Source organism: Spirosoma terrae (genome assembly GCF_010435915.1).
GTDB classification, from domain to species: Bacteria; Bacteroidota; Bacteroidia; order Cytophagales; family Spirosomataceae; genus Spirosoma; species Spirosoma terrae.
Genome location: NZ_JAAFZH010000001.1, coordinates 292500 through 314550 on the forward strand (window position 1 = coordinate 292500; position 22051 = coordinate 314550).

At 45.5% G+C, this 22051-nt stretch carries 21 protein-coding genes and 1 tRNA gene; 9 read left to right on the forward strand and 13 right to left on the reverse strand.

The genetic code is table 11. The features are described from left to right. Positions 1-4: 4 nt before the first annotated feature. The 5 genes from GK108_RS01295 to GK108_RS01315 all read left to right on the forward strand — a co-directional run bounded on the left by GK108_RS01295 (position 5) and on the right by GK108_RS01315 (position 4116). Positions 5-721 (forward strand): response regulator transcription factor, encoded by a 717-nt coding sequence (locus GK108_RS01295; protein ID WP_163941590.1) that lies wholly within the window; start codon positions 5-7, stop codon positions 719-721. A gap of 60 nt (positions 722-781) precedes the next feature. Beyond that, the gene (gene hemB, locus GK108_RS01300; protein WP_163941592.1) at positions 782-1753 is read left to right on the forward strand and encodes a porphobilinogen synthase; all 972 of its coding nucleotides are present in this window, start codon (positions 782-784) and stop codon (positions 1751-1753) included. Then, positions 1750-3087 (forward strand): dihydroorotase, encoded by a 1338-nt coding sequence (locus GK108_RS01305; RefSeq protein ID WP_163941596.1) that lies wholly within the window; start codon positions 1750-1752, stop codon positions 3085-3087. The genes hemB and GK108_RS01305 overlap by 4 nt, the downstream gene beginning before the upstream one ends. Before the next feature lie 80 nt (positions 3088-3167). Then, positions 3168-3251: transfer RNA gene (locus GK108_RS01310), tRNA-Leu, on the forward strand. 238 nt (positions 3252-3489) lie between these two features. Continuing rightward, the gene (locus tag GK108_RS01315; protein ID WP_246224609.1) at positions 3490-4116 is read left to right on the forward strand and encodes a YceI family protein; all 627 of its coding nucleotides are present in this window, start codon (positions 3490-3492) and stop codon (positions 4114-4116) included. A gap of 175 nt (positions 4117-4291) precedes the next feature. Here GK108_RS01315 and GK108_RS01320 read toward each other — a convergent pair whose 3' ends face one another. From GK108_RS01320 to rpmG, 9 genes are all read right to left on the reverse strand, one after another. Then, positions 4292-5305, reverse strand: coding sequence for an aspartate-semialdehyde dehydrogenase (locus tag GK108_RS01320; protein ID WP_163941599.1), 1014 nt, complete (start codon positions 5303-5305; stop codon positions 4292-4294). A 113-nt stretch (positions 5306-5418) separates the two neighbouring features. Beyond that, positions 5419-6000, reverse strand: coding sequence for a 5-formyltetrahydrofolate cyclo-ligase (locus GK108_RS01325; protein WP_163941602.1), 582 nt, complete (start codon positions 5998-6000; stop codon positions 5419-5421). Positions 6001-6006: 6 nt separating this feature from the next. Then, the gene (gene bshC / locus GK108_RS01330; protein ID WP_163941605.1) at positions 6007-7554 is read right to left on the reverse strand and encodes a bacillithiol biosynthesis cysteine-adding enzyme BshC; all 1548 of its coding nucleotides are present in this window, start codon (positions 7552-7554) and stop codon (positions 6007-6009) included. A gap of 95 nt (positions 7555-7649) precedes the next feature. Further along, on the reverse strand, positions 7650-8960 hold the full coding sequence (rimO, locus tag GK108_RS01335; protein ID WP_163941608.1) for a 30S ribosomal protein S12 methylthiotransferase RimO: 1311 nt from the start codon (positions 8958-8960) through the stop codon (positions 7650-7652). An 80-nt stretch (positions 8961-9040) separates the two neighbouring features. Continuing rightward, a complete protein-coding gene (locus tag GK108_RS01340) occupies positions 9041-9679 on the reverse strand; it encodes a hypothetical protein (RefSeq protein ID WP_163941611.1) in 639 nt (212 codons plus the stop codon). Between the two features lie 4 nt (positions 9680-9683). Further along, positions 9684-10151, reverse strand: coding sequence for a hypothetical protein (locus GK108_RS01345; protein WP_163941614.1), 468 nt, complete (start codon positions 10149-10151; stop codon positions 9684-9686). 47 nt (positions 10152-10198) lie between these two features. After that, positions 10199-11155 (reverse strand): signal recognition particle-docking protein FtsY, encoded by a 957-nt coding sequence (gene ftsY / locus GK108_RS01350; protein WP_163941617.1) that lies wholly within the window; start codon positions 11153-11155, stop codon positions 10199-10201. Positions 11156-11330: 175 nt separating this feature from the next. Next, the gene (locus GK108_RS01355) at positions 11331-11486 is read right to left on the reverse strand and encodes a DUF4295 domain-containing protein (RefSeq protein ID WP_163941621.1); all 156 of its coding nucleotides are present in this window, start codon (positions 11484-11486) and stop codon (positions 11331-11333) included. A gap of 95 nt (positions 11487-11581) precedes the next feature. Next, positions 11582-11767 carry a 50S ribosomal protein L33 gene (rpmG, locus tag GK108_RS01360; protein ID WP_012929817.1) on the reverse strand — a complete coding sequence of 62 codons (186 nt, stop codon included), beginning with the start codon at positions 11765-11767 and terminating at the stop codon, positions 11582-11584. A gap of 160 nt (positions 11768-11927) precedes the next feature. Here rpmG and GK108_RS01365 point away from each other — a divergent pair, with 160 nt between their 5' ends. Then, complete coding sequence (locus GK108_RS01365; RefSeq protein ID WP_163941624.1) at positions 11928-13148, forward strand: NADH-quinone oxidoreductase subunit D; 1221 nt, start codon at positions 11928-11930, stop codon at positions 13146-13148. Positions 13149-13195: 47 nt separating this feature from the next. On the opposite strand, the gene hpt is transcribed toward GK108_RS01365, so the two are convergent. Further along, complete coding sequence (gene hpt / locus GK108_RS01370; protein ID WP_163941626.1) at positions 13196-13723, reverse strand: hypoxanthine phosphoribosyltransferase; 528 nt, start codon at positions 13721-13723, stop codon at positions 13196-13198. 136 nt (positions 13724-13859) lie between these two features. Here hpt and GK108_RS01375 point away from each other — a divergent pair, with 136 nt between their 5' ends. Next, positions 13860-15077: a tetratricopeptide repeat protein gene (locus GK108_RS01375; protein WP_163941630.1), complete on the forward strand. Its 1218-nt coding sequence runs from the start codon at positions 13860-13862 to the stop codon at positions 15075-15077. Between the two features lie 83 nt (positions 15078-15160). Here GK108_RS01375 and GK108_RS01380 read toward each other — a convergent pair whose 3' ends face one another. Further along, on the reverse strand, positions 15161-15628 hold the full coding sequence (locus tag GK108_RS01380; RefSeq protein WP_162388905.1) for an Lrp/AsnC family transcriptional regulator: 468 nt from the start codon (positions 15626-15628) through the stop codon (positions 15161-15163). Positions 15629-16059: 431 nt separating this feature from the next. Between GK108_RS01380 and GK108_RS01385 the strand changes: the two genes are divergently transcribed. Beyond that, positions 16060-17775 carry a glycoside hydrolase family 10 protein gene (locus tag GK108_RS01385; RefSeq protein ID WP_163941633.1) on the forward strand — a complete coding sequence of 572 codons (1716 nt, stop codon included), beginning with the start codon at positions 16060-16062 and terminating at the stop codon, positions 17773-17775. Here the strand turns inward: GK108_RS01385 and GK108_RS01390 are convergent. Further along, positions 17772-19019 carry a 4-hydroxy-3-methylbut-2-enyl diphosphate reductase gene (locus GK108_RS01390; RefSeq protein WP_163943719.1) on the reverse strand — a complete coding sequence of 416 codons (1248 nt, stop codon included), beginning with the start codon at positions 19017-19019 and terminating at the stop codon, positions 17772-17774. The two genes, GK108_RS01385 and GK108_RS01390, sit on opposite strands and share 4 nt — an antisense overlap. 144 nt (positions 19020-19163) lie before the next feature. On the opposite strand from GK108_RS01390, the gene GK108_RS01395 reads away from it, so the two are divergent. Then, the gene (locus tag GK108_RS01395) at positions 19164-20444 is read left to right on the forward strand and encodes a hypothetical protein (protein WP_163941635.1); all 1281 of its coding nucleotides are present in this window, start codon (positions 19164-19166) and stop codon (positions 20442-20444) included. Between the two features lie 10 nt (positions 20445-20454). Here GK108_RS01395 and GK108_RS01400 read toward each other — a convergent pair whose 3' ends face one another. Continuing rightward, the gene (locus GK108_RS01400) at positions 20455-21978 is read right to left on the reverse strand and encodes a GH3 auxin-responsive promoter family protein (RefSeq protein ID WP_163941637.1); all 1524 of its coding nucleotides are present in this window, start codon (positions 21976-21978) and stop codon (positions 20455-20457) included. Between the last annotated feature and the right edge of the window lie 73 nt (positions 21979-22051).

A 22051-nucleotide genomic window follows, 5' to 3' on the forward strand; every position in this document is an offset into this window, starting at 1 on the left:
TGTTATGCCAACCATCCTTCTCGTTGAAGACGACCCTAATTTAGGCCAACTGGTTCAGGAATACCTGACCATGAAAGGCTACACGACCGACCGAGCTACAGACGGCAATCTAGGACTGCAGAAATTTATGGCTGACACAAGCCAGTATGACTTGTGTATTTTCGACGTAATGATGCCTAAAAAAGATGGGTTCACCTTGGCTAAAGAGGTTCGTATGGCCAATCGTGAGATTCCTATTATTTTCCTAACGGCAAAGTCGATGCAGGAAGATACAATCCAGGGGTTTAAGGTCGGTGCAGACGATTACGTAACAAAACCGTTCAGCATGGAAGAACTACTGCTGCGGATTCAGGCCATACTACGTCGATATCAGCGGTTGTCGGATACCATCGAACCTACTACGTATAAAATTGGCTCATTTTCCTTTGATTACCCGCATCAGTTGCTAAGCCGATCGGCAGAAAATTTGCCAGATGGTGAAATAGAAACCCAGCCTCAGAAACTAACCAGTAAGGAATCGGAGTTATTAAAATTGTTGGCTCAGAACCTGAATCAGCCCGTCAGCCGTAGCTTTGCATTGAAAATGGTTTGGGGGGATGATTCATACTTCAACGCCAGGAGCATGGATGTATACGTAACGAAGCTTCGTAAGTATCTGAAAGAAGATGCCAGCGTTCAGCTCGTTAATGTACACGGCGAAGGTTTTAAACTGATTGCTTAATGGAAGTTGGTTGGCTCCGCTACGTAGCGCTGCAAGCCAATTATCCGAATCTCGAATACGATGAATTTGATACGTCGTCCGCGTCGGAACCGTCAATCCGGGGCTATTCGTGACATGGTGCAGGAAACACGCCTGTCGGTCACCGATTTTATTCTGCCCGTTTTTATCATGGAAGGGCAAAATGTTCGTTCTGAAGTAGCTTCGATGCCTGGTATCTATCGGCTGTCGCTGGATCTGCTGCTTGACGAAATTCAGGAATGCGTTGATCTGGGAATCAAAACCTTTGATTTATTCCCCAATTTACCAGAAGCCAAAAAAGACAAATATGCTACGGAAAGCTATAATCCGGATGGCATGTATCTTCAGGCGATCCGGGCCATTAAAGACAAGTTCCCCGACGTAATGGTCATGACCGATGTGGCTATGGACCCCTATAGTTCAGACGGGCACGACGGTATTGTTGAGAACGGTAAAATCTTGAACGATCCTACGCTCGACGTGCTGGGCAAAATGGCGCTGGCTCAGGCTCAGGCCGGAGCAAACATTGTCGGTCCTTCCGATATGATGGATGGACGGGTAGGGTATATTCGTCAGGTACTCGATGAGGGCGGTTTCCACGACGTAGCCATTATGTCGTATTCCGCTAAATATGCCAGTGCTTTCTACGGACCTTTCCGCGATGCGCTCGATTCTGCCCCGAAATTTGGTGATAAGAAGACGTACCAAATGAACCCGGCGAACAGCCGCGAAGCGCTTATTGAAGCGCAACTCGATTTTGCAGAAGGCGCTGATTTCCTGATGGTCAAACCAGCGTTATCGTATCTTGATATTATCAAATTGTTGAACGATACGTATCATTTGCCGATTGCAGCCTATAATGTGAGTGGTGAATATGCTATGATTAAAGCAGCTGCTCAGCAGGGCTGGCTTGATGGCGAACGGGCCATGATGGAAGTGTTATTGTCTATCAAGCGAGCTGGTGCTTCCGTAATTTTAACCTATTTCGCTAAAGAAGCAGCCCGTCTTTTATGAGTAAGCTTTTAATTCGAAATGCCCGCCTGGTTAACGAAGGACGTATCATCGAAACAGACATACGGGTAGAGGATGGATTCATAGCGCAGATTGGCCGGAGCCTATTGGACGCAGGTATCAGTCAGATTATTGATGCAAACGGCCATTACGTCTTACCAGGCGTAATAGACGATCAGGTGCATTTTCGTGAGCCTGGGCTTACTCATAAAGCAACTATTCAGTCGGAAGCAAGGGCGGCTGTTGCTGGGGGCGTTACCAGCTTTATGGAAATGCCCAATACGGTGCCGAATGCGCTCACTCAGGAGTTATTGGCCGACAAATATGCCATTGCCGCAAAAACGTCTCTGGCAAACTACTCCTTCTTTATGGGGGCGTCTAACAACAATCTTGATGAAGTATTACGTACTGATCCTACAACCGTTTGTGGTATAAAAGTATTTATGGGATCATCAACCGGTAATATGCTGGTTGATAATGAGAAAGTGCTGGATGAGTTGTTTCGGCAAAGTCCAATGCTAATTGCTACGCATTGCGAAGATGAAGCAACGATACGTGCTAACACCGAGCGATATAAAGCAGCGTATGGCGAGACGGCAACGGCGAGTTTGCACCCGCTCATTCGTAATGAGGAAGCCTGTCTGAAATCGTCATCACTTGCCGTCGAGTTAGCGAAGCAACACAACGCCCGGCTGCATATTCTACACATTTCAACCGCCGATGAACTAAGTTTATTTAGTAACGATCGGCCATTGTCGGAGAAACGTATCACGGCAGAGGTTTGTGTGCATCATTTGTGGTTTGATGCAACAGATTATGATCATCTAGGGAATCTGATTAAATGTAATCCGGCCATAAAAGCGCCCCATCATAAAGAAGCGTTGTTGGCAGCCTTGCTCGACGATCGGTTAGATATTATTGCGACTGACCATGCGCCACATACCTGGGATGAAAAGCAGCAATCTTACTGGCAGGCTCCATCTGGCTTACCTTTGGTTCAGCATCCGTTGTTGTTAATGCTTGACTTTGTGAACCAGGGTAAACTGTCTATTGAAACGGTCGCCCGTAAAATGAGTCATGCGCCAGCCGACTGTTTTCAAATCGACCGAAGAGGCTATGTGCGGGAGGGCTACTGGGCTGATTTGGTCCTTATCGATACGAATCGCCCGATAACTGTTTCTAAAGAGAACATTCTCTATCAGTGTGGATGGTCGCCGTTGGAGGGGCATACGTTCGCATCATCGGTTACGCATACAATCGTATCAGGAGAGCTAGTGTATGCAGACGGAAAATTCCTGACAGACAAACCAGGAAAACGGATGGCATTTAATCGCTAATCTGAAAAAATATAGCGAAGTGCTTGCGTGAACGCTGTTTGGTACGTTATCTTTGCAATCCCAAACAAGGGGAACGCTCTGCCGAAGTGGTGAAATTGGTAGACACGCACGTTTCAGGGGCGTGTGTCTTTACGGACATGCGAGTTCGAGTCTCGCCTTCGGCACAGAATGAAGCCGCAATCTCATAGATTGCGGCTTTTGCTTTTTACATAGCTATTCTACGACCGCGTCATCGATTGATACTGACAAATCTACAACTGAACTAGTCTATTAGTCAGCTCATCACTAAGCTGCTTCAGCACCCTCTATAGTCTTGGTAGTTTTGAGTCATAATACCTCTGAAAGCTAGTCGATCTGGCCAGAATAAATATGAATACAATCAAAACTGTCAATCAAAAACGTATGAAAAAGATAGCATTTGTAGGGGCTTTAGCTTTATCCGCTTTTTTCTGGAGCTGTGAAAAAAACGAAGATATCGTTGCCAATACCTATAAGCTTGATGAGACAAAATCAGTAGCCGAATGGAAAGGGCATTTGCGCACTGGCTATTTTAACGAGGGAGCCATTACTGTTCAGAGCGAAAATCTAACTGTTCAGGATGGTAAGGTGAGCGGGGGCGTTTTTACTATTCCCGTGTCATCGATAGTTAACTACAATCTGCCGACAGATTCGGTCAAGCATTTGCTCGTCCATCATTTGCAAAGCGCTGACTTTTTCAACATGGCCGTTCATCCTAACATTACGTACACGATCACCAATGTTACGTCCTATTCAGGAACCTCGTCTGGAAGTGTTAGTGGGGCCAATTATCTGGTCAATGGGGATCTGACAATGTTGGGAAAGACAAATGCTGTGAGTTTCCCGGCCAAAATAGAGTTAAACGGTAATGAACTAAAAGCGGAGGGAACACTCAAAGTTGATCGGACTAAATGGGGTATTACCTACGCATCAGATCCGACCTTGCCCGATGCCAACTTTATTCAGCCGGATATCGATATTCATTTAAAATTGATAGGGAGTAAAAAGTAGCTTTTCTAGCTCTATGTTGGCTAAACGGCATCTTGTACTGAATTTTCATCTTTGTCAAAGTTTAGAACTTTGACAAAGATTACAGCCAGAATTTAACAGTAAAAGCTAGTATACAGAACTAAAAAATCCCGTCCGGTAATCAACCAGACGGGATTTTTTAGTTTTATTTCAGTGGTTAGGCTACTACTTCGCCTGCTTCCACTAAGTTATGCTTTAACAAGTATTCTGCGATCTGTACAGCATTAGTAGCTGCTCCCTTGCGTAGGTTGTCTGCTACGATCCACATATTTAGTGTATTGGGCTGGCTTTCATCGCGACGGATACGGCCAACAAAAACTTCATCTTTACCGTGCGCTGTCAAAGGCATCGGGTAAACCTTATTTTGTGGGTCGTCCTGAACGATAATGCCTTCGGCGCTGGCTAATAAAGAAACAACTTCAGCCAATTCGAAGTCATTTTCAAACTCAACGTTAACTGCTTCCGAGTGACCGCCAATTGTTGGAATACGTACCGTTGTGGCCGTAACCTGAATGGAGTCATCACCCATAATTTTTTTGGTCTCGTTGACCATTTTCATCTCCTCTTTGGTATAGCCATTGTCGAGGAAAACGTCGATATGAGGCAGTACATTCAGGTCGATCGGATGCGGATATACTTTCGATACGCTCTCATCGCCATTACGTTCTGCGAAAAGTTGATCAACCGCTGCTTTACCCGTTCCGGTTACTGACTGATACGTAGAAACAACCACACGCTTCACTTTATAGCGATCATGGAGTGGTTTCAGCGCAACCACCATTTGAATGGTTGAACAGTTTGGGTTGGCAATGATTTTATCGTCAGGAGTAAGTGTATTCGCGTTGATTTCTGGAACAACCAGTTTCTTGGTTGGGTCCATACGCCATGCCGACGAGTTATCGACCACGGTGATACCTGCTTCAGCGAATTTAGGAGCCAGTGCCAGCGACGTACCGCCACCAGCCGAGAAAATCGCAACGGCAGGCTTCGCAGCAATGGCATCCTCGAAACTAACAACTGTGTACTGTTTACCTTTAAACTCCACCTGTTTACCAACCGACCGCTCGGATGCAACGGGAATGAGTTCGGTAACAGGGAAGTTGCGTTCTTCCAGAACCTTCAGGATTTCGCCACCGACCAGGCCTGTGGCTCCAACGACTGCGATTTTCATTTTGACTATGCGGGCAAAAACCCGCGTTAATTGGTTAGTGAAAGCGGATTTTTAGCCCGCACTGTATTTTGGAGTGCAAAAGTACGGTAAAAGTTTGACGGACAGTATAATTATTACGAAAAAAACCAGATTTTGTCCGGAGTAATGCAAACGTCCAGGGCAATATCTGTTTCGTCAGTATCGTCGATTTGTACAATGGGTTCAAACAACGATACGCCGATTTTTAAACAATCGGGTCGGCAGTCGGCCAGAAAACGGTCGTAAAAACCGGCGCCATAGCCAACTCGATGCCCTGTCTGATCGAATGCCAAGAGTGGAACCAGTACGATATCGATTGTACGCGTACTAATGGGTAAAGCTCCTTCGGCCAGTGGCTCAAGAATTTTCCAACGGTTTTCGACTAATATGGAATCAGGCGTAAGGACGTAGTGCGTAAGCTGATACGCTTCGGTGTCGGTGACGGAAACAGCTACCTGAACTTGTGGAAATTCCTGCCAAAGACGGTGCACGATAGGCCAGGTATTAACTTCGTTCTGACGGCTGATAGGCAGGAATGTGTGAATGGTACTTTGCGGCTTCACCCATTCCTGACCTAAAAAAAGCTGACAGATTTGTTGGCTTTTAGCCTCTATAGCTTCTTTCGGCAATGCTTTTCGTTGAGAAAGAAACTGTCTACGTAGTTCCGCCTTTGTCATACCTATCTATTGCAGACAGAGTTGCATTCGGTAATCGAACGGATCGAAAACGGAAAGCATTTGCTGAATAAAGGTCTGGTCGTTGATATGGAATGTCAGAAAGTTTTCGCTACGTTCCTGCAAACCGCCGTTGGGGAAAAGCTCATTTTTAACAGCCAGCAGTTGTCGAACACCAACTTCCTGATTGTGCTCTTCGGCTCGTCGCATTTTTTTCTCCAATCGGGCCACAGCATTCGCGAACCGCTTCGTCTCGGCCAGAACGGCCTTCTCCAGCGTAGGATCAACCATTTGAGCTTTATGAAGAATATTGTCCAGCGCTTTGTTCACAGTCTTGTTTTCGTTGTCAAACTTGAGAATGTGTCGCGTATGGGTTTCAACAAATTCGTGCTTGAGCGCTAATGTATCCTTAAAGAGTTCTTCAGGAGTTAAGCCCAGTTTTCTGATCCGTTTGGCATTAACAGCCGGTATATACATCGCAAAATTGCGCGGCATCAGGATAGGGAACGTAGTATCGAAATGATCGAAAACGGGCTTTAACTGTAACCAGTAGGGAACCTCCGATGGGCCGCCAATATAGGCCAGATTTGGTAGGATCGTTTCCTGATACAAAGGACGTAACACGACGTTGGGGCTGAAGCGCTCGGGATGTTCGTCCAGTAAGGCCAATAGCTCTGCTTCCGTGAATGTTAGTTTGGTGTGTAGAACCCGATACGTTCCGTCTTCTTTTTGTTCGATACGTTCCCGAAGCTGATCATCCAGATAAAACAAATTGATGTCGCGCGGAGTGATAACGGTTTTATAACCCAGATTTTCCAGCAATTCTGTTTGTTTCGCAACCAGCTCACCAGAGATATGCTGTACTAATTCATGGCGCATTACGGGGGCAAAAACCTGCTTTAACGAAGCATCGTCGGCATCCAGACAAATAAGACCTTCTGCACCAAACAGCTCATGTACGTAGTAACGAGCTGCATCGGCAAGTGTATCATGCTTTAGGTACGCTTCTTCGAATAGAGTTAGTTTTTCTGGAATCTGAGCAAAGAGTGTTTTTAACTCCTGCGGATTCATGCGGCCAACTGCCCCACGCTGTTCCGTTGTCCAGGCATAATTTTTTCCGAAGAGCGTGAAATGGTTGATCTCTGCGAAATCATGATCTTCGGTTGCCATCCAGTAAACCGGCACGAAATTGTAGTCGGGATACGCTTCTTTTAGCCGTCGAGCCAGATTTATCGTTGTGATCAGTTTGTAAATGATATACAACGGGCCCGTAAAAATATTCAGTTGATGCCCGGTCGTTACGGTGAACGTATTGGGATTCAAGAGAATCGAAAAATCAGGTTTTTGACCGATCTGGGCGTACTGCTTTTCGAGCGCATCAACGAGAATTTGCCGCTTCGTCTGATCAAATGATTTTGCTTTTATCTGCTCTCCGAAGGCCGAAAGCTCGGGAAATCGACCGTAAAAGGGCTTAAGGGTATCTTTTTTATTGATGTAATCGAGGAATAACGGAGAAAACTGGCCGGTAGATTCGAGAGGCAGGTACTGACAGTCCATGCAGGTTGGGATTTATTCGGCTCAACAACGAAAAAAAACTCAAGGTTCGGGGGTTTTATGAATGATTGGTCCCAAACCTTGAGTCTTGAATAAATTTAGGCAATGACCTCGCCATATAAATCAAATTCTTCGGCTCGGTTGATACGGACGTTGGCAAAATCGCCTAACCGAACGTATTGTGAGGCCGGAACCAGCACCTCATTATCCACCTCAGGCGAGTCGGCTTCAGTACGGCCGATAAAATAACCGCCCTCTTTCCGATCAAACAGAACTTTGTAGGTCTGTCCCACTTTACGTTGATTCAACTCCTGCGAGATTCCCTGCTGAAGCTCCATGAGTTCATCGGCCCGCTCCTGCTTCGTTTCTGCCGGAATATCGTCGGGCATTGAAAAGGAGTGTGTATTTTCTTCGTGCGAGTACGTAAATACGCCCATACGGTCAAAACGCATCCGTTCGACGAAATCGTACGTCTCATCAAACATCTCATCCGTTTCGCCGGGGTGTCCAACGATCAGGGTAGTACGTAACGTAATATCAGGCAATTTTTCCCGGATCGATTGAATAAGCGATTCGGTTTTTTCGCGTGTGATACCTCTACGCATCAATTTCAGCAATTCCGTTGAGCCAGTCTGAAGCGGCATATCGAGGTAACTGCACACGTTTGAGCGTTCACGCATGACGTCGAGTACATCCATAGGAAACCCCGACGGATAAGCGTACTGTAACCGAATCCAGTCGATGCCTTCTACATCAGCCAATTGGTTGATCAGATCGGCCAGGTTTCGTTTTTTGTATAAATCAAGACCGTAATACGTTAGGTCTTGCGCAATCAGAATAAGTTCTTTGGTGCCGCGTCGAGCCAGTGAGCGTGCTTCGGTAATCAATTCGTCAATCGGTCGCGATATGTGTCCACCCCGCATGAGCGGAATAGCGCAGAACGAACAGGGACGATCACAGCCTTCGGCGATTTTCAGATAGGCGTAGTGCGATGGGGTAGTCAGGAGCCGCTCGCCAACCAGTTCGTGCTTATAATCGGCACGTAATGTTTTGAGAAGTCGGGGCATTTCGTTGGTGCCGAACCAGGCGTCGACCGTCGGAATTTCTACTTCTAGTTCGTCTTTATAGCGGTGCGAAAGACAACCTGTTACGTATACTTTATCCACAACACCCGCGTCTTTGGCGTCAACGTAGCGTAAGATCGTGTTGACTGATTCTTCTTTGGCGTTATCGATGAATCCGCACGTATTGATGACAACGATGTTCGCATCGTCTTTTTTCGATTCATGCGTTACGTCCATGCCGTTGCCCTTCAGTTGCGTAAACAGCACCTCAGAATCCACCAGATTCTTCGAGCATCCCAGCGTAACGATGTTGATTTTATTGTTACGTATTCCCTTGGTTTTCAAAACAAATATAAATTTCTGCGACTCAGTACTTGTTAACGTCTATTTCAGGCCGCAAAGTTCGGACGTCTTTGATTTTCATTTTAATCCATCGGACTAATCCAGGGAGTCCGATGGTAAATAGTTGTTTTCGGGGTGTCTTGAAAGAAGCGCTCCAGAAATTCGCCGTAATGAGAAAAGAATAGATTATTAATCCGGACAATAGTGCCGTCTGTCAGGTAAAAAAGCAAATAGCCATAGCCGTAAAGAGGTTCTTTAGGGTTATCGCTTTTGCGGAGATGTGATTCAATCTGCGTTACGTTTTCTGGCGTGATTGTGGCTATCTGGTCTGGGCTTTCGACGTGAATGCTGGGGTCGAATGGGTTGAGAGTGAGTTGCACATCTCGGGTAATGGTCCAATATTGCCAATCGACATAAAAGACAAAAAGTAGATAAATCGCAAAGCCAAAAAAGAAAAGAGCGGGCAGGAAAATCAGCGGATTGTGCAGCCGTGTCGCTTCTGTAAAAATAATTTTGCTTAACAGAAGCATCATTATAAACATGACGACAAGCATGATTTTATAGAATGCTACAAAATAGTGCTCCCACAGAATTTCATAAGTCCGCTCGCGATAGAGTGGAGAGTTTTCTCCGATTGTATCATCGGTATAACGGATCATCCTGTAAATGAACCAGATGAACGGAATAAATAGAGCTGCCAGTACGAACAATGCACGTTCCATAAGGCTAAAAGACAGCCTGATGCGTAATTTCTACTCGAATGGTTGACTGACGGTTTTTCTGTACGTTGACCGGAAAAATGTTGTTCTGCGTGTCCGATACGTTGGCGTATAGCCCTTTGGGTTCCTGAACAATAACCGAATAGCGCCCGGCAGGTAAACTCACGCAAAACGTACCATCTTTCTCTGTTCGTAAGGTTTTTACGGGTTTCGCTTCGCGTACCGACGTAATGAATCCATTATCGCCAGCCTCAACCTGGCTCAGATTTAAAAGCGGGAAAATAAGTACTTCTCGCTCAACGGGCGTACCGCTCCCATTCTTTTTACCAGGCCCAGGCATGAAGTTGCCGCGTTTTTCTACGACGGTTCCGCAGATGCCTTGTTTAAGCGCTTTAAGACTTTTTTGCTTTTGCGCCGTACACGAAGCGAAAAAACTAAATAAGCTAAAAAGCACAAATGCGTATGAACGATGCATAGTTTTCTGATATAAACCAGCTAAGCAGTCCTATAGTATGTATTGTATCACTTCTTAAAAAACGAATCGACAAACTCCATTTTGTTGAAGGTTTGTAAATCGTCTATCCGTTCGCCTACACCGATATATTTGACGGGGATCTTGAATTGATCCGAAATGCCGATCACTACGCCACCTTTGGCCGTTCCGTCCAGCTTTGTAATGGCCAGAGCAGATACTTCGGTTGCTTTGGTAAACTCCGTAGCCTGGATAAATGCGTTTTGGCCCGTTGATCCGTCGAGAACGAGCAATACTTCGTGGGGTGCTTCGGGAGTAACCTTTTGCATAACCCGTTTGATTTTTGTGAGCTCGTTCATCAGGTTGACTTTGGTGTGCAAACGACCGGCTGTGTCGATAATCACTACGTCGGCCTCCATATCAACCGCTTTTTTGACAGCATCGAAGGCAACGGCCGAAGGGTCAGTATTCATGCCGTGTGAAATAACGGGAACCCCCACGCGATCGCCCCAGAGTTTGAGCTGATCGACGGCTGCCGCCCGGAACGTATCACCGGCTCCAAGAACAACTTTCTTTCCGCGTTTATGAAACTGGGCCGCCAGTTTGCCAATCGTTGTGGTTTTGCCAACGCCATTGACCCCAACAACCATAATGACGTATGGCTTTTTATTAGCTGGTAGTTCAAAATCGTCGGCTACGTCGCTGGTATTGCTGTCGGAAAGCAAACCTGCAATTTCCTCGCGAAGGATACGATCCAGTTCATCGGTACCCATATATTTGTCGCGGGCAACCCGTTCCTCAATACGACGAATTATTTTAACGGTCGTTTCAACGCCTACGTCCGAGGAGATAAGCACGTTTTCTACTTCGTCCAACACTTCTTCGTCAACAGTAGATTTTCCGACAACTGCCCGACCCAGTTTCGAGAAAAAGCTATCTTTTGTTTTCTCAAGACCTTTGTCGAGAGTTTCTTTTTTTTCTTTCGAGAAAAAACCAAATAGAGCCATTTTATACAAGAGTTTGTGGCTGGTGATTGGCGCGGGGCCGCTTATGCGGTTCGATCCAGGGAGTAATTGTTACCAGAATTACGTCTATCCAACAAAGCTATAACAAAAAAAGTCCCACAAAGCCGTTGAAGGCCGTGGGACACATGTATTGACGCAGTGAGTTGAGCGGACAAAACTAGCTTTTCAGCGCAGATTGTACTTCGTCAACCGGGACCATTTCTTCTTTGAAGGTGTAAGCACCTGTTTTAGGCGACTTTACAGCTTTGATGATTTTAGCGAAAGACTTACCGTTGTCTTTCGTTTTCAGGGTTGCAACTACCTTTTTAGCCATGTTGGTTTATGGTTTGTTGTCTATGGTTTCTGGTTTTAGTATTCTGACTAAAGTTAAGTCGTCAAACACCTAAACCAAAAACGATAAACCAGAAACTATTTAATTTCTTTATGCAACGTTACTTTCTTGAGGAACGGATTGTATTTCTTCCGTTCGATACGGGCCGGCGTATTTTTCCGGTTTTTCGTGGTGATGTACCGGGACATGCCGGGTACACCGCTGTCTTTTTGCTCGGTGCATTCCAGAATAACCTGGATTCTATTGGCGCCTTTCTTTGCCATTGCTGAAGTTCGTTTTCTCGATAAGGAGCGCAAAGGTACAAAATTTCTTTCACTTAGCCAATACTTGGTAAAGAAAAAGTGATGATTTGTAGTTAGTTAAACAGAGAAACGGGCTTTATTTTTGGCTTTCGGGCTTTCGCTAGCGACCTTTACGAACAGAATGACCACGCAAACAATCCAATACGAATACGCTCCCGGCCATTTTCGGGCGTCGGAACCGAACGTGTATCGGCCCGACATGCTGGATGAAGGCGAAATGATTTTGAATATGGGACCGCAGCACCCGTCGACCCACGGTGTTCTGCGGCTTGAAATCGTTACGGACGGTGAAATCATTGTCGACGTAGTGCCACACCTCGGTTATTTGCACCGATGCTTCGATAAACATGCCCAGGAGTTGCCGTTTAATCAGACGATTCCGTTCGTGGATCGGCTCGATTACTTAGCTGCGATGAACTGCGAGCATGCGTTTGTGATGGGGGTTGAGCGAATGCTGGGTATTCAGCATGATATTCCAAAACGAACAGAATATATCCGGGTACTCGTTGCTGAGCTAAACCGTATTGCTGCTCATTTTGTCGCTATTGGAACCTACGCCCTTGACATTGGTGCTTATACGCCCTTCTTGTGGCTTATGCGCGACCGGGAGCACATTCAGCGTTTGCTGGAATGGGTGAGTGGGGCGCGTATGTTGTATAACTATATCTGGGTGGGCGGTTTGTTCTATGATTTGCCCATTGGTTTCGAAGAACGTTGCCGGGAGTTTGTAAAGTACCTGAAACCTAAACTAGTTGAGCTACAGCAACTAGTTATTGAAAACGAAATTTTCATTAAGCGTACGGCAAATGTCGGCGTTTTACCGCTGGCTGTTGCTATCAATTATGGCTGCACTGGCCCCGTACTACGTGGTTCTGGCCTGCGTTATGACCTGCGCCGTATCGATAACTATTCGGTTTATCCCGAACTGGATTTTGACATCCCGATTGGAACAGGAACCGTAGGAACTGTAGGCGATTGCTGGGACCGCAACAACGTTCGGGTGAAGGAGTGCCACGAGTCGATCCGCATTGTTGAGCAATGTCTGGATAAACTTACCACAGACTATCGACGCACCCGCGACTATGATCCACAGGCAGTAGTGCCCAAAAAAATCAGGCCGAAGGCGATGGATTTTTATATCCGGGCCGAAAGTGCGAAAGGCGAACTCGGTTTTTTCTTCCGTACAGACGGCCGATCAGACGTACCGCTACGTTGCAAAGCCCGGTCCTGCTCTTTCCATAATCTATCGGTGATTAGTGAAATCAGTAAGGGGGCTATGCTAGCCGACCTGGTCGCCATTATTGGCTCGATTGATCTTGTAATGGGCGAAGTAGATCGGTAAGATAAAACGCTGGCTTAGCTCTGTGTTTGTCTAAACTAGGCCAATCGTTATTCGAGCACCAGTATATCTGGGGTGTTACGTCCTAAGCCGTCATAATCCAGGCCATAACCCAGTACGAATCGATTTTCGATCTCAAAACCAACGTAGTGTAAGTCAAGCTGTTTTTTGAGGGCTGCCGGTTTGAATAACAACGTAGCAATCGACAATGAGGCTGGATGTTTTTCCTGTAACTGGTCGCAGACTTGCGCGATGGTGAGTCCTGTATCAACGATGTCTTCTACAACAATTAAATCACGTCCCTCAATCGCTTCAGTTAAGCCTAATATCTGCTTTACTGTGCCGCTCGATTCTGTGGCATTGTAAGATGCTACGCGGATAAAGGTGATTTCGCAGGGGATAGTCAGGTGCTTGGCGAGGTCAGCCGCAAACAGAAACGCCCCATTCAAGACAACGACAATGAGCGGCTGCTTTCCTGCATATTCCTGATTTATTTGGTCGGCCAATTCCTGAATTCGCGCCTGAATGCTTTCGGCCGCAATGAATGGGACGAAGGTTTTGTCTTTTATGGTTATCATATCAGCGTATGCGTGGCGGCAAAGATACATCGAGGACTAAGGGCGGACAAAAAATCGCCAAAAAATAAGCGAAGGTAAACGTACTGCGCTCCGATTACGTTGATACAAAGTAAGAAAGCTAAAGCAACTGTAACGAATGAAAAAACTAGTGTTGACGGTATGGCTTATGGGTTTAGCTGTAATAGCGAATGCTCAACTATACGATCCGTCGGCGTTTGATAAGAAATACGATGGCTTATTAAAGCACCCTGGGGTGCAGATTGAGTCTGCTGAAGCCATCAATCTTATGTATAACTACAAGTTTTATGACGCCGATAAGGAATTTCGGTGGCTAAGACTTCGCTATCCCAAACATCCAATGCCCTACTTTTTGATGGGCCTGGCTGAGTGGTGGAAAATTGTGCCTAATACAGACGTAACAGATTATGATGATCGCTGTCTGGCTTTGATGGATACAACCATTACGTTGGCCGAAAAGCTTTACGATAATAGCGAGAATAAGCTCGAACCCGCTTTTTTTCTGGCTGCTGCTTATGCCTTCAAGGGGAGGTTATATTCGGAGCGAAAGAAATGGACTAAGGCAACATTTGCGGGCAAAAATGCGCTCAAGTATTTTGAAAAATGTAAAGGGAATGCTGATTTCAGCCCCGAGTTGCTATTTGGCGATGGTATGTATGACTATTATGCCCAATGGATTCCTGAGAATTATCCGCTATTGAAGCCAATCCTGATGTTTTTTCCGAAAGGAAACAAAGTAAATGGCATCAAAGAGCTTGAAAAGACAGCTAATACTGCTTTCTATACCCGTGTTGAGGCTCGTTATTTTCTGGTTCAGATTTATAGTATGGAGAACCAGTACGACAAAGCCTATGAATTGTCGAAGTATATGTCCGAGCAGTACCCAGATAATCCGTTCTTTGAGCGTTACTTTGCCCGGTCAGCATTCGTAACGGGGCGTTTGAATGAAGCGGAGCGGATCTCAAAAGATATTCTGGCTAAAATTGAACGAAGCCAGTCGGGCTATGAAGGAGTGAGTGGACGAACAGCGGCCTATATTCTGGCCTATGTTAATCAGTTGTTCTATAAGAATCCTGCGGAAGCAAAGAAATATTATCAGCAGTCCATTGATTTCGCGAAGCAGACCAATGCGTTGAATGCTGGTTACTATTGGTCGTCGGTACTGGCACTGGGGAAAATAGCAACTGATGAGAAAAACTACGATCAGGCTCAGACGTATTTCAAAGAAGTAATGGACAAAGCCGATCGGAAATCAAGTCAGTATAAAGAAGCGAAAAAACTGCTTGATGAGCAGAAGAAATTAAGGCGCGAAGAACGTCGGCGCCGGAGGGAATAAAATCAATTCAATGATAAATTATGAATGATAAACGATTGAATAGACGAAGCATTTATCACTCATAATTTATCACTCATAATTTATCAAGGTATTGGAAGCACTTTGCTCTCTTTGAAAGTCGACATGATTACCATTGTCTGCGTGCTGGCAACTTCGTCGATTTCATTAATTACATCCAGCATCAACGCCTGGTAAGAGGCAATGTCTTTAGCAATAACTTTCAGCAGGAAGTCGCCCGAGCCCGTAATGTGGTGGCATTCGATGATTTCAGGGATTTCGTTTGCCCGATTAACAAACGACATCGTTGTTTCCTTTTTGTGGCCCACCAACGTAACCATAACAAAGGTTGTTACGCCCAGGCCAACTTTTTCGCGATTTAGCTGAGCGTGGTAGCTCTGAATGATTCCCGATGTTTCAAGCTTTTTAACGCGCTCCAGAGTAGGGGCTGGCGAAAGACCTATTTCTTTCGATAATTGGGCGTTGGTAATTTTAGCGTTGGCCTGGAGAATTTCTAGTACGTTACGATCTATTTGATCTAATTTATGGCTCATACTCAGTTTTGTCTGTGGAAACTTCGTTGCAGGATGTAGCAAAAATACTATCTTTTACACTAAAAAAATCTAAAAAGATATTGGCATTTTGCAAATTTCAAAAGAATTGTTGCTTTTATTTTAGTTAAGCGGCACAAAATTAAAGGAAATCTCTAAGATGCCAAATTAGACATTTATTGAATGGTGGTATAAATAAATGTTACTAATACGGCGTCAGTGCTTAGGAAACAGGATATTTTGTTGGCGATGTAGATAAAGTAGTGATCGATAATCAATAGAAAAGCTGTAGACGTTTGGTAAATTATAAAAGTTATTGGTCCCTTTTACAAGAATAATGATGGCCGGATGATTAGATATGCAAAAATCAACGTTCATCTAAACGCAGCTCTGCTATACTATCGTTATTTTTGACGATTAACCTGTTTTGTCGAATGCGATCAATCGCCTTTTTAGTTCTGCTCATCGTTTTCTTTCTGGGAAATAGTTGTCGTCGCCCTCAACCCGTTGTTACAAAAAGACCGCCCGCCCGTGTCGTGAAACCGCCCGTTGCCAAGCCTGTTCCGCAGAAGCCTGTGGCAGTAAAACCAGAGCCTACCAAACCAATTACAGCTACCATTGTAGCTCCGATTACCCGTATTGATACGCTTGAAGCTGAGGAATTAGTGGATGAAACACCGATCGATAATGGCCCAGTACCTCCTAAACGGGAATTTAGAGCTGTCTGGATTGCAACTATTGACAACATCGACTGGCCCAGCAAAAAAGGATTGCCCGTTGCCAGCCAGCAACGTGAATTGATTGAGATGTTCGATCAACAACAGCAGATGGGTGTCAATGCGGTGATTGTGCAGATCAGAGCGGCTGCCGATGCCTTTTATGCTAAAAGTTCGGAGCCCTGGTCTGAGTGGCTGACTGGTCAGCAGGGGTTAGCGCCCAATCCGTTTTACGATCCACTGACGTTTATGATTGAACAGGCCCACCAGCGGGGAATGGAGTTCCATGCGTGGTTTAATCTTGATCGTGCTACGTTTAGTAAAACAGCCAGTGTTGCACCGACTAATATCGTTTATCGTAAGCCTGAATGGATACTAACCTACGGCGGGCGCAAACTATTTAATTTAGGTGCTCCGACAGTTCGCACGTATATCGCTGGCATTGTGGCGAACGTAGTGCGTGAGTATGATATTGACGGTGTTCATTTTGACGACTATTTTTATCCATACGCCGTTCCTGGACAGACACTTCGCGACGACAGTACGTATCAGGCCAATTTTAATGGCATGAAAAAAGATGACTGGCGTCGTGATAACGTAACGAAACTGGTCACCGAAATCCGTGATTCGATACGTGACAATAAGCCCTGGGTTAAATTTGGAATAAGCCCGTTTGGCATCTGGAAAAACCGAAGCAACGACGCCGAAGGCTCAGCCACTAACGGTGGGCAATCGTATTATGATCTTTATGCCGATACTCGAAAATGGGTTCGGGAGGGGTTAATTGATTACATCGTTCCTCAGGTTTATTTCAGTACCGAGTTCAGTAGAGTACCTTATAAAACGCTGGTTGAGTGGTGGTGTCGTAACGCGGGCAAATGCCATCTATACATTGGTCATGGCGCGTATCGGGTAGGCCGTGGATCGGAACGGGACCCTGGTTGGGGACGTTTTACTGAATTCCCCGATCAGATGCGTTATAACCGACAGCAGCAGGCGGTTTTAGGAAGTGTGTTTTTTAGCGCAAAATCGTTAAAAAATAATCCACTAGCCATTCGGGATTCTCTTCAAACGAACTTCTATAAGTATCCGGCTCTGGTTCCACCTATGACCTGGCTGGATAGTATTCCACCATTGTCGCCCCGCGATTTGAAAGCCGCTGATACCGCAGATGGTGTTGAGCTATTCTGGCATCAGCCAGAAGAAGCAGAAGATGGCGACGGTGCCACTTACTACGTAGTGTATCGTTTTGAAGGTCGTCGTCCTAAATTAAGGCTAAATGATCCGCGTTGTATTATTGCTCAGTGTATGGGTGAATCGACAACGCGTTTCATTGACAAGACGGCTGATCCAAAAAAGAAATACACGTATGCGGTGACGGCTGTGGACCGACTTCACAACGAAAGCCAGGAAGTTACCGTAAAAGTCCGTTAGGAAAGAAACTCATTCATTACGTTGTCGACCGGGCGGGTATTCGGAAAGAAACCAGCCAGTTTTAACAGAATGCCTTCTACGGTTGCATCAGGGCAGGAGGCTCCGCAAGTGAGCAAGATCGTGACGGGTTCGTCAGAAGATTGGTCGAGCCGTGGAATATAGTTTTCGGTTATGACTTCCTGTTTGCTGTGGAAATCATAGTGTCTGATCAATCTGTCGGATAAAATCTTTTGCTCCGATTCAATAAAATAGGTCGGGAGTTTCTCTTCGCAAAGCTCAACAATATGCGACGTATTGGATGAGTTGTAGCCACCAGCCACTACGGCAAAATCGGCTGGGTAGGTCAGCAAAGCATACGTAGCGTCCTGATTATCGTTGGTAGCGTAACAGAGCGTATCGCGTGTATTGGCAAAGTAAGGATCAACAGAAGCACCATCTTCTAACTTGTGTTTCTGAATCATAACCTGCTTTAAATAATCGGCAATCCCCTGCGTATCGGAGGCCAGCATCGTTGTTTGATTGACCACGCCAATACGTTGTAAATCGCGGACAGGATCGAAACCGGCAGAATACTGCCCGGCAAATTCAGCGTAGAATTGTTCGGCGGGCGAATCGCCAGTGATATAGGTGGCTAGTCGCTGAGTTTGGGCCATATCTTTTACAACAACCGTGGGCGCAGCTTCCTTACTATGTGAGAATGTTGCTCGTGTTTCTTCGTGGTTAGGCTTGCCATGAACAACAACGGTATAATCTTTCTGGCCAATCTGGCTCGCTTTGTTCCAAACCTTTTCTACGAAAGGGCAGGTTGTATCATACTTCTCTACGTTTAACCCGATTGATGATAGGGTATGCTGGGTTTCCAACGTAGTGCCAAAAGCGGGAATAATAACAATATCGTCCGGTTGTAATTCTTCCCACGGAATCAACTGTCCCCCTTTGGTATCCATAATAAATTGTATTCCCCGACTCTGTAAATCAGCGTTCACGTCGGGGTTATGGATCATTTCACTAAGCAGAAAAATACGCTTGCCTGGGTTTTCTGCAATGGCTTTGTAGGCAATTTCAATGGCGTTTTCGACGCCGTAGCAGAAGCCAAAATGACGGGCAAGCAGGAAACGAACTGGGCCGAAATCAAGCAGCGTAGGCGTAAAATCACGTTTTAGTTTATCTCGCTTCCGACGAAATTCTTTTAAAGGAGTGATAATACTGCTACGGTAATAATCGGGAATATCGAATGATTTCATGATTTGCCAGTGAGCCAATGGTAAATAGCCAGCATACCAATGGGCATTTAATTGAAGAACAGCGTCGTTTAGAAGTTTGTTCGGTACAAAATTAACCATCAGTTCGGTTATATTTGACTGATCACCTCCTACCTTCCTTTTATTATGTCTGCGAATAGTATAGAGTCAACCGATCAATGGTCATGGTGGCTTAGCGTTTTGTTTCGCTTTTTCTGTATTTACCTCTTGCTTTATATGTCGCCGTGGAACTGGCTTGGCGGTGTTCCTCTGTTTAGCCTTATTGCTGAGTATTACGGACTGGGAGAAAGCTGGTTAGTAAACCTTGGTAATACCTATATTTTTCATGTCAGGGACGTATTGGTGCCCTTAAATGGAAGTGGTGATACGTCCTATGGCTATGCTCAATTATGCTTCTTTTTACTGACCGCCACAGTGGGTGCCGTAATCTGGAGTGTTTTCGACAAACGTAGCAATTATGACGTAGCGTATTACTGGTTGTTAGTAATTGTTCGGTACTACGTAGCTATGGTGTCATTGAGTTATGGCATCATAAAATTGTTTGGTCTCCAAATGATTTTTCCGTCGCTGAGTGCTCTGGCTACTCCGCTCGGCGATTTGCTACCCATGCGGTTTTCCTGGTATTTTATTGGCTATTCAACGCCCTATCAATTTTTTTCAGGAGCGGTTGAAGTCTTGGCGGGTGTACTCTTGTTATTTCGTCGGACCAGTACGTTAGGCGCTTTAGTTGCTGCGGGTGTTTTCCTTAATGTAATGGTGTTAAATCTCTGCTACGACATCCCGGTTAAGCTGTTTTCTATACATATGTTTCTGTTCAGCAACTTTCTTTTGCTGGGCGATGCGAAGCGATTATTGGATTTCTTTTTATTTAACAAAGCAACCAAACCGGCAACTCGGCTGACGCTACCTAAACAGTGGATGAGAACCGGGCAGTTAGTTCTAAAAATCGCCTTTGCCATTCTGTTTTTACTACTCCCTCTTTATCGATCTTTTGATGGGGCAAGAGCAGCTACTAATCCGTCGACGTCACCAAAACTAACTACGGGCTTTTTTACGGTCGATCAATTTCAGAGTAACGTAGCGGATAGTCTTCGTTGGAAAGACGTTGTTTTTGAACAAACTAACTCAGGCAGTATTCAGACTAGCGATACGTTGTTTCGGCAGCGCTATCGTCGTGGTTATTTCAGCTATTCAATCGATTCGCTGAAGCAGACGCTGGATTTTAAACGGTTTGCGAATGATTCGATCCCTTTATTTACGATGCACTACGTAATGCCCGATACAAACAATATCGTTTTGCGGGGGAAGATTAGAAATGATTCTGTTGTTGTCGCTCTAAAGCGACAGAAACGACATTTTCAGTTGACTGAGCGCCAATTCCATTGGTTGTCAGAATCAAACCGATAAAGCTATTCGATTATAATTCAAGAACCTGCCCCAAAATATCGTCCAGGTATTCACGGGAATTAGCCAGGCGAGGAACTTTGTGCTGGCCGCCTAACTTGCCTCGCTGCTTCATCCAGGCGTAGAAAGTACCCCTTGGAACGATGTGAATGCGAGGTTGCTTTAACACCATATCGTTATAGCGTTTCGCGTCGTAATCAGAATTAATTTCCCGTAGCGTTTTATCAAGAACCTGATTGAAGAGTTGTTGATTGCTAGGAGCTTTGGCAAATTCGATTACCCACTCGTGGCATCCATTTGCTCCATTGCTCATATAAACAGGCCCAGCCGTATAGTCGGCAATAACAGCACCGGTGGTTTCGCAGGCGCGCGTAACGGCAATCTCGGCGTTTTCTACGATCACCTCTTCGCCGAAAGCATTGATGAAATGTTTTGTGCGGCCGCTAACTTTCAGGCGATGTGGGTAGAGCGACGTGAAACGCACTGTATCGCCAATTCTATAGCGCCATAAGCCTCCGTTTGTTGACACAATGAGTGCATAGTTCTTATCGAGTTCAACCTCATCGATGGTCAGCGCTTTGGGATGTACTTGATCGGCTTCGTGAGCCGGAATAAATTCATAAAAGATGCCGTAGTCGAGCATTAAAAGCATTTCACCAACGCGTGTCAGATCATCCTGAATCGCGAAAAAGCCTTCCGATGCGTTGTACACCTCCTGATAGCGAACTATTTTTGACGGGAACACTTGCTGCTGAAACAGCTCGCGGTAGGGCTGGAAGTTGACCGCGCCATGAATAAAAACTTCAAAATTAGGCCATACTTCCAGAATGTTTGATTTGCCGGTACGCGCCAGAATCTTATCAATAAGCACTAAACCCCATGTCGGTACGCCCAGCATACTGGTTACGTTTTCCTGCGACGTTAGTTCGGCCATTCGTTCCAGCTTGGCTTCCCACTCGTCCATAAGAGCAATATCAAGCGAAGGTGTACGAATAACCTGAGCCCAGCTAGGCAGGTTTTTCATCACAACAGCCGACACGTCACCGGCGGCACTGTTTTTACCGTAAGGGTTTGAATGAAGGCTACCGCCAATCGATAAGCCCTTTCCTTCAAATGTAAGCGTACTGGGATTGTTGGCTACATACAGAGCCATCATGTCTTTTCCACCCTTAAAATGACTTTCGTCGAGTGATTCAGTAGTAACAGGAATGTATTTACTACGGGCATTCGTTGTGCCGGAAGATTTTGAAAACCAACGTACTGGCGATGGCCATAGTACCTTATTTTCTCCGCGCATCACCCGCTCTATATAAGGAAATAGATCTTCGTAGCTCGATACAGGAACCTGCTCCTGAAAATCACGGACACCACGTATCGACTTGTAGTGATGTTTCTTACCCCATTCTGTTCGGCAACCCGCCTGGATGAGTTGGCCAAAGACCTTTTGTTGCACCTCACCAGGGTGTTGCATCATTGCCTCGATACGTGGAATACGTCGTTGCAAAAGCCATTTTAGCGTAGTGTTCAGGAAGGTCATACTGGTAAATACGCATAAACTAATCTGACGAGGTCAGATTCTGAGATAGAAACTTACGAAAGCACGAGTTAGT

Coding starts and splice junctions, on each gene's coding strand:
- GK108_RS01295 (WP_163941590.1), top strand. CDS start 5: ATGCCAACCATCCTTCTCGTTGAAGACGACCCTAATTTAGGCCAACTG.
- hemB (WP_163941592.1), top strand. CDS start 782: ATGAATTTGATACGTCGTCCGCGTCGGAACCGTCAATCCGGGGCTATT.
- GK108_RS01305 (WP_163941596.1), top strand. CDS start 1,750: ATGAGTAAGCTTTTAATTCGAAATGCCCGCCTGGTTAACGAAGGACGT.
- GK108_RS01315 (WP_246224609.1), top strand. CDS start 3,490: ATGAAAAAGATAGCATTTGTAGGGGCTTTAGCTTTATCCGCTTTTTTC.
- GK108_RS01320 (WP_163941599.1), bottom strand. CDS start 5,305: ATGAAAATCGCAGTCGTTGGAGCCACAGGCCTGGTCGGTGGCGAAATC.
- GK108_RS01325 (WP_163941602.1), bottom strand. CDS start 6,000: ATGACAAAGGCGGAACTACGTAGACAGTTTCTTTCTCAACGAAAAGCA.
- bshC (WP_163941605.1), bottom strand. CDS start 7,554: ATGGACTGTCAGTACCTGCCTCTCGAATCTACCGGCCAGTTTTCTCCG.
- GK108_RS01340 (WP_163941611.1), bottom strand. CDS start 9,679: ATGGAACGTGCATTGTTCGTACTGGCAGCTCTATTTATTCCGTTCATC.
- GK108_RS01345 (WP_163941614.1), bottom strand. CDS start 10,151: ATGCATCGTTCATACGCATTTGTGCTTTTTAGCTTATTTAGTTTTTTC.
- ftsY (WP_163941617.1), bottom strand. CDS start 11,155: ATGGCTCTATTTGGTTTTTTCTCGAAAGAAAAAAAAGAAACTCTCGAC.
- GK108_RS01355 (WP_163941621.1), bottom strand. CDS start 11,486: ATGGCTAAAAAGGTAGTTGCAACCCTGAAAACGAAAGACAACGGTAAG.
- rpmG (WP_012929817.1), bottom strand. CDS start 11,767: ATGGCAAAGAAAGGCGCCAATAGAATCCAGGTTATTCTGGAATGCACC.
- GK108_RS01365 (WP_163941624.1), top strand. CDS start 11,928: ATGACCACGCAAACAATCCAATACGAATACGCTCCCGGCCATTTTCGG.
- hpt (WP_163941626.1), bottom strand. CDS start 13,723: ATGATAACCATAAAAGACAAAACCTTCGTCCCATTCATTGCGGCCGAA.
- GK108_RS01375 (WP_163941630.1), top strand. CDS start 13,860: ATGAAAAAACTAGTGTTGACGGTATGGCTTATGGGTTTAGCTGTAATA.
- GK108_RS01380 (WP_162388905.1), bottom strand. CDS start 15,628: ATGAGCCATAAATTAGATCAAATAGATCGTAACGTACTAGAAATTCTC.
- GK108_RS01385 (WP_163941633.1), top strand. CDS start 16,060: ATGCGATCAATCGCCTTTTTAGTTCTGCTCATCGTTTTCTTTCTGGGA.
- GK108_RS01390 (WP_163943719.1), bottom strand. CDS start 19,019: ATGAAATCATTCGATATTCCCGATTATTACCGTAGCAGTATTATCACT.
- GK108_RS01395 (WP_163941635.1), top strand. CDS start 19,164: ATGTCTGCGAATAGTATAGAGTCAACCGATCAATGGTCATGGTGGCTT.
- GK108_RS01400 (WP_163941637.1), bottom strand. CDS start 21,978: ATGACCTTCCTGAACACTACGCTAAAATGGCTTTTGCAACGACGTATT.